The organism is Streptomyces prasinopilosus, from assembly GCF_001419695.1.
Classification (GTDB): domain Bacteria; phylum Actinomycetota; class Actinomycetes; order Streptomycetales; family Streptomycetaceae; genus Streptomyces; species Streptomyces prasinopilosus.
This window is the reverse complement of record NZ_LIRG01000570.1, coordinates 1-5,788: the sequence shown is the minus strand read 5'-3', so window position 1 is coordinate 5,788 and position 5,788 is coordinate 1. Positions and strand designations below refer to the sequence as shown.

The following is a 5,788-nucleotide window of genomic DNA, read 5'->3' as shown; positions in this document are numbered from 1 at the left end:
GAGCGGCACGCCCCCGGCGAGCCCCTACCAGAGCTACGTCTACGCCTACCCGCACAAGACCGCCTACCGGCGGCTCCCCGAACGCCCGCTCCTGCGCGACCTGTGGGCCGGCGAACCCAAGGACGCCCTCTCCCTCTACCTCCACGTCCCGTTCTGCGAGGTCCGCTGCGGCTTCTGCAACCTCTTCACCCGCATCGGCGCCCCGGACGGCCTCACCGGCGCCTACCTGGACGCCCTGGACCGGCAGGCGGGTGCCGTGCGGGAGGCCCTGGGCGAGCAGGACGGCGTGCGCTTCGCCACGGCGGCCTTCGGCGGGGGCACCCCCACCTTCCTCACCGCCGCCGAACTCGAGCGCCTCTGCGACATCGCCGAGCACCGCATGGGCGCCGACCTGCGCGCCGTCCCCCTGTCCGTGGAGGCCTCACCGGCCACGGCCACCGCCGACCGGCTGGAGGTCCTCGCCGCACGCGGTGCCACCCGCCTCAGCCTCGGCGTCCAGAGCTTCGACGACACCGAGGCCCGCGCCGCCGTACGGCCGCAGCGCCGCGCCGACGTCGAGGCGGCCCTCGGCCGCGTCCGCGACGCCCGGATCCCCGTCCTCAACATCGACCTGATCTACGGCATCGACGGCCAGACCGAGCGGACCTGGCTGCGCTCCCTGGACGCCGCCCTGGCCTGGCGCCCCGAGGAGCTCTACCTCTACCCGCTCTACATACGCCCCCTGACCGGCCTCGGCCGCCGTGTGCCGGACACCGACCCGGCCTGGGACGAGCAGCGGCTGCGCCTGTACCGGCTGGGCCGCGACCACCTCCTCGCCCGCGGCTACACCCAGCAGTCCATGCGCATGTTCCGCCGGGCCGACGCCCCGCCGCAGGGCGCCGACGACTACGCCTGCCAGACCGACGGCATGATCGGCCTCGGCTGCGGCGCCCGCTCGTACACCGCGGGCCTGCACTATTCCTTCGACTACGCCGTCGGCATGCACGAGATCCGCGGCATCATCGACGACTACGTCTCCCGCCCGGCCGCCGACTTCGCCCACGCCGAGTACGGCAGGGCCGTCGACACCGGCGAGGCCCGCCGCCGGCACCTCATCCAGTCACTGCTCCAGGCGGACGGCTTCGACACCGCCGGCTACCGGGCCCGGTTCGGCAGCACGCCCCAGGACGACTTCGGCACCGAACTGTCCCGGTTCGCCGAGCGCGGCTGGCTGGCGGACGACGGCGCGCACGCCCCGTCGCTGCGGCTGACCCCGGAGGGGCTCGCCCACTCCGACGCCATCGGCCCGGAGCTGTTCTCCCCGGCCGTCCGGGCCGCCATGGCCGCCTACGAGCGGAAGTGAGGACCGCCCCGTGAACCGCCCCGCGAACCCTCCTGTGACCGGTCCCGTGCCCGGCTCCCCGGCCGGCCCCATGGACCTGACCGTGCTCTACCGGGGCCCGCTCGCCTCGTGCGACTACGACTGCCCGTACTGCCCCTTCGCCAAGCGCCGCGACAGCCGGGAGCAGCTGCGGGCCGACCGCGCCGCCCTGGAGCGGTTCACCCACTGGGCCACCGAGCAGACCGGCGACCGCCTCTCCCTCCTCTTCACCCCCTGGGGGGAGGCCCTGGTCCGCTCCTGGTACCGGCGCGCCCTGACGGAACTCTCCCACCGGCCGCACGTCCGGCGGGTCGCCGTCCAGACCAACCTCAGCTGCCGCACCGACTGGCTCGCCGGCGCCGACCTCGACACCCTCGCCCTGTGGTGCACCTACCATCCGGGGCAGACCCCGTACGACCGCTTCTCGGCCAAGTGCCGTGAACTGGCCCGCCTCGGCGTCCGGTTCAGCGTCGGCATCGTCGGCCTGCCCGAGCACCTGGAAGCGGCCCGGCGGCTGCGCGCGGAACTGCCGGACCAGGTGTACCTGTGGGTCAACGCCGCGGAGGGCCACGCCTACGACGACGCGGAGGCCGAGGTGTGGACCGCGCTGGACCCGCTCTTCCCCTACAGCCGCCGCCCCCACGCCAGCGCGGGCGCGCCCTGCCGCACCGGGGAGTCCGTGATCTCCGTCGACGGGGAGGGCACGGTCCGCCGCTGCCACTTCGTCCCCGAGGAGCTGGGCAACCTCTACGACGGCAGCTACCGGGCCGCCCTGCGGCCGCGGGCCTGCCCCCTCGCCCGGTGCGACTGCCACATCGGTTATGTCCACCTGGAGACACTGCCGCTGTACGACGTGTTCGCGGGCGGTGTCCTGGAACGCATCCCGGTGCCGTCCGCGCGGCGGGACTTCCGCGAAGGGGCGGGTTTGCCGAGGAGTTGAGCGGCAATTCGGTGTCCATGAGCGAACAGAACAAGAGCGCGAATCAGAAGAGCACCTCCACCCGGACCGCCGCGTCCAAGGCCCGCAACGCCACGGAGAAGGCGACCGCTCCCGCGGAGCGCGCCGCCGGCGGCGCCGCCGCCAAGGCGGGTGACGCGGCGTCGGCGGCCAAGTCGGGCGCCGAGCGCGCGGCCGGAGTGGCGAACGGTGCCGTGCAGAGCGCGGCCAAGGGCGTCGAGGCGAGCCGCAAGGCGATCGTCGCCACCTCGGGCCAGGTCGCCGCGACCGCGGTGACCGCCTGGACGGTCCTCACCAACCGCAAGCTCGTCGCCGCCGGCGTCGGGGCGGGCCTGACCGTGCTGAGCGCCGCGTCCTACGCGGTGGGACGCCGCGCGGAACGCCACAGCCACGGTCCTCTCACGCGGATGACCGGCGGACGCATCTGACCTGGGGCCGGGGTCCGGGGCCGGGCGGCTCCACTCGCGCGACGCGGCCTCGACGAGGAAGGATGTGTCCGCAAGCGCAGAATCAATCCCTGCCAAGGAGTGGGCACATGCAGCACGAGCGAGCGGGCGGCCCGGCCCGCCCCGAGGATCTCGTCGACGTCGCTCGGCTGGTCACGGCGTACTACGCGGTGCACCCGGACCCCCAGGACGCGGGACAGCGTGTCGCGTTCGGGACGTCGGGGCACCGGGGATCGTCCCTGGCGGGCGCGTTCAACGAGGACCACATCGCCGCGACCAGCCAGGCCATCTGCGAGTACCGCGCCGGCCGGGGCACCGACGGACCGCTCTTCCTGGGCGCCGACACCCACGCGCTGTCCGAGCCCGCGCGGGTCACCGCCCTGGAGGTGTTCGCGGCCAACGGGGTCACGGTGCTCATCGACAGCGCCGACGGCTACACGCCGACCCCCGCGGTCTCGCACGCGATCCTCACCCACAACCGGGGCCGCACCGCCGGCCTCGCGGACGGCGTCGTCGTCACCCCGTCCCACAACCCGCCCGCCGACGGCGGCTTCAAGTACAACCCGCCCAGCGGCGGCCCCGCGGGCTCGGAGGCGACCGGCTGGATCCAGGACCGGGCCAACGCCCTCATCCGGGGCGGCCTCAAGGACGTCCGGCGCATCCCCTACGCCCGCGCCCTCGCCGCCCCCGGCACCGGCCGCCACGACTTCCTCGGCACCTACGTCGCCGACCTGCCGAGCGTGCTGGACCTGGAGGCGATCCGCGCGGCGGGCGTCCGCATCGGGGCCGACCCGCTGGGCGGGGCCTCCGTCGCCTACTGGGGCCGGATCGCCGAACAGCACGGGATCGACCTCACGGTGGTCAACCCCCTCACCGATCCCACCTGGCGGTTCATGACCCTGGACTGGGACGGCAGGATCCGCATGGACTGCTCGTCCCCGCACGCCATGGCGTCCCTCATCGAGCGGCGGGACCGCTTCGACATCGCCACCGGCAACGACGCGGACGCCGACCGGCACGGCATCGTGACCCCGGACGGCGGCCTGATGAACCCGAACCACTACCTCGCCACGGCCATCCAGTACCTCTACGCGCACCGCGAGCGGTGGCCCGCCGGGGCCGGCGTCGGCAAGACGCTGGTGTCCTCCGCGATGATCGACCGGGTCGCCGCCGACCTGAAGCGCGAACTGGTCGAGGTGCCCGTCGGCTTCAAGTGGTTCGTCGACGGGCTGGCCGGCGGCACCCTCGGCTTCGGCGGCGAGGAGTCGGCCGGGGCCTCCTTCCTGCGCCGCGACGGCTCGGTGTGGACCACGGACAAGGACGGCATCCTCCTCGCCCTGCTCGCCTCCGAGATCACCGCGGTCACCGGGAAGACGCCCTCCGAGCACTACGCCGCGCTCACCGCCCGCTTCGGCGAGCCCGCCTACGAACGGATCGACGCCCCGGCGACCCGGGAGGAGAAGGCCCGCCTGGCGAAGCTCTCTCCCGCGCAGGTCACCGCCGACACCCTCGCGGGGGAGGCGGTCACCGCGGTGCTCACCGAGGCCCCCGGCAACGGCGCGCCCATCGGCGGCATCAAGGTGACCACGGACAGCGCCTGGTTCGCGGCCCGCCCCTCGGGCACCGAGGACGTGTACAAGATCTACGCCGAGTCCTTCCAGGGCCCCGACCACCTCCGCCGCGTGCAGGAGGAGGCCAGGACGGTGGTGCTGTCGGCACTGGGCGGCTGACCGGTTCCGCGCCGCCCGGCCGCCGGGCGACAAGCCCGGCGGCCGGGCCCGGCGGTGCCTCAGCCCGCCTGCACCGCCGAGGTGGCCGGGGACGGCGAGGCGGGGCCGGACGGGGCGGACGTCGCCGTCGGCAGCTCCGCGGGGACCTCCTCCGACTGCTGCAGCACCGTGTCGGCGGGCCCCTGACCGGGGCCGGCCGCACCGGTGGACAGCTGGGACCAGGCACCCAGGACCAGCGCGATCGCGGCGGCCGTGCCGACGACCCGGCAGACCCGGCGGACCCTGGCCCGCCCGTCCAGGTTCCGCCACGACGGGCCCTCCCACGGGTCGTCGGGATGCCACAGGTCACCGACGGCGCCCGTGAGGTCGGCGGCCTGACCCTCCGTGCGGTCGAGCGCGTCCGTGCCGACGGGCCCCGGCCGCCACCCCGACGCCCGCTGCAGGGCGGACGGTTCGACGGGGGCGGTGGCGCGAATGGCGCGTTCGCTGTCCGTGAGGAACCGCTGCCAGACCTCGTCCGGCACCGACGGCGTCCTGTCCCTGTCCTCCGGCGTCTCGCCGTCAGGTCGCTGCGCGGTCACGTCCGTTCGTTCCTCTCCGGTGAGGGAGCCCGTCGCACACACCTCGGCTCACTCGCACCAGGACCCCGGGCAGGATCATCCCACAGGGGGAAAACTTCGGGCCAGGGGTAGCCGACCGCTGCTTCTCGGGTCCGGATCCCCGATGCCGGCGGTCCTGTCCGCCCGCCGCGGCGCCCCGGCACGATCGCCGCACCGGAGCGGACGACCGAGCCTCAAATATGCATGTTAGATTCCTATTTGAGAGGTTCCGCACGCAGGACGCACAGGACGGTGACACCCGATGACGGCAGACGACGGCGACGCCACCACCGGACGCGGGGACGACGGGCCGCTGCCCCGGGTGCTGTGCGACACGGCCGCACTGGCGGCGCTCGCGGACGCGCCGGCCGGCGCCCTGTGGCGGCTCGCGGAGTCCGGCCGGCAACTCGACGCCAACGTCGTGCGCATCCCGCCCGGCCGGCAGGTCGACACCCACCGCGAGCCCGACCTCGACGTCCTCCTCCTCGTCCTGGCCGGCGAGGGCTCCCTGACCGCGCCCGACGGGACGCGGCCCCTGCGCGCGGGCGTCCTGACCTGGCTTCCGCACGGCTCCACCCGCTCGCTCGCCGCCGGCGGGCAAGGACTGACCTATCTCACCGTGCACCGCCGGCGCCCCGGCATGCGGATCGGGCCGCCGGACACGGTGGCGCCCCCGGCCGGCCGGCCCCAAGAGG

6 protein-coding genes are annotated in these 5,788 nt (G+C 74.7%); 5 read left to right on the top strand and 1 reads right to left on the bottom strand.

Going from position 1 to position 5,788, the window contains the following annotated elements; all coding sequences use genetic code 11:
• The 4 genes from AOK18_RS22320 to pgm all read left to right on the top strand — a co-directional run.
• A partial coding sequence (locus AOK18_RS22320) for an STM4012 family radical SAM protein (protein ID WP_055695499.1) occupies positions 1 to 1,342 on the top strand: 1,342 nt, incomplete at its 5' end.
• Positions 1,343 to 1,412: 70 nt separating this feature from the next.
• Positions 1,413 to 2,300 carry an STM4011 family radical SAM protein gene (locus AOK18_RS22315; protein ID WP_055695500.1) on the top strand — a complete coding sequence of 296 codons (888 nt, stop codon included), beginning with the start codon at positions 1,413 to 1,415 and terminating at the stop codon, positions 2,298 to 2,300.
• A gap of 17 nt (positions 2,301 to 2,317) precedes the next feature.
• Positions 2,318 to 2,746, top strand: coding sequence for a hypothetical protein (locus tag AOK18_RS22310; RefSeq protein ID WP_055695498.1), 429 nt, complete (start codon positions 2,318 to 2,320; stop codon positions 2,744 to 2,746).
• A 107-nt stretch (positions 2,747 to 2,853) separates the two neighbouring features.
• Positions 2,854 to 4,494: a phosphoglucomutase (alpha-D-glucose-1,6-bisphosphate-dependent) gene (gene pgm, locus AOK18_RS22305; protein ID WP_055574387.1), complete on the top strand. Its 1,641-nt coding sequence runs from the start codon at positions 2,854 to 2,856 to the stop codon at positions 4,492 to 4,494.
• 59 nt (positions 4,495 to 4,553) lie between these two features.
• Here the strand turns inward: pgm and AOK18_RS22300 are convergent, their stop codons facing one another.
• Positions 4,554 to 5,075 (bottom strand): hypothetical protein, encoded by a 522-nt coding sequence (locus AOK18_RS22300; protein WP_055695497.1) that lies wholly within the window; start codon positions 5,073 to 5,075, stop codon positions 4,554 to 4,556.
• Between the two features lie 280 nt (positions 5,076 to 5,355).
• Here AOK18_RS22300 and AOK18_RS22295 point away from each other — a divergent pair.
• A partial coding sequence (locus tag AOK18_RS22295; protein WP_055695496.1) for a hypothetical protein occupies positions 5,356 to 5,788 on the top strand: 433 nt, incomplete at its 3' end.

What these genes read in the sequence shown, in the direction of transcription:
- AOK18_RS22315 (WP_055695500.1), top strand. Translation starts at nt 1,413, where the DNA reads ATGGACCTGACCGTGCTCTACCGGGGCCCGCTCGCCTCGTGCGACTAC.
- AOK18_RS22310 (WP_055695498.1), top strand. Translation starts at nt 2,318, where the DNA reads ATGAGCGAACAGAACAAGAGCGCGAATCAGAAGAGCACCTCCACCCGG.
- pgm (WP_055574387.1), top strand. Translation starts at nt 2,854, where the DNA reads ATGCAGCACGAGCGAGCGGGCGGCCCGGCCCGCCCCGAGGATCTCGTC.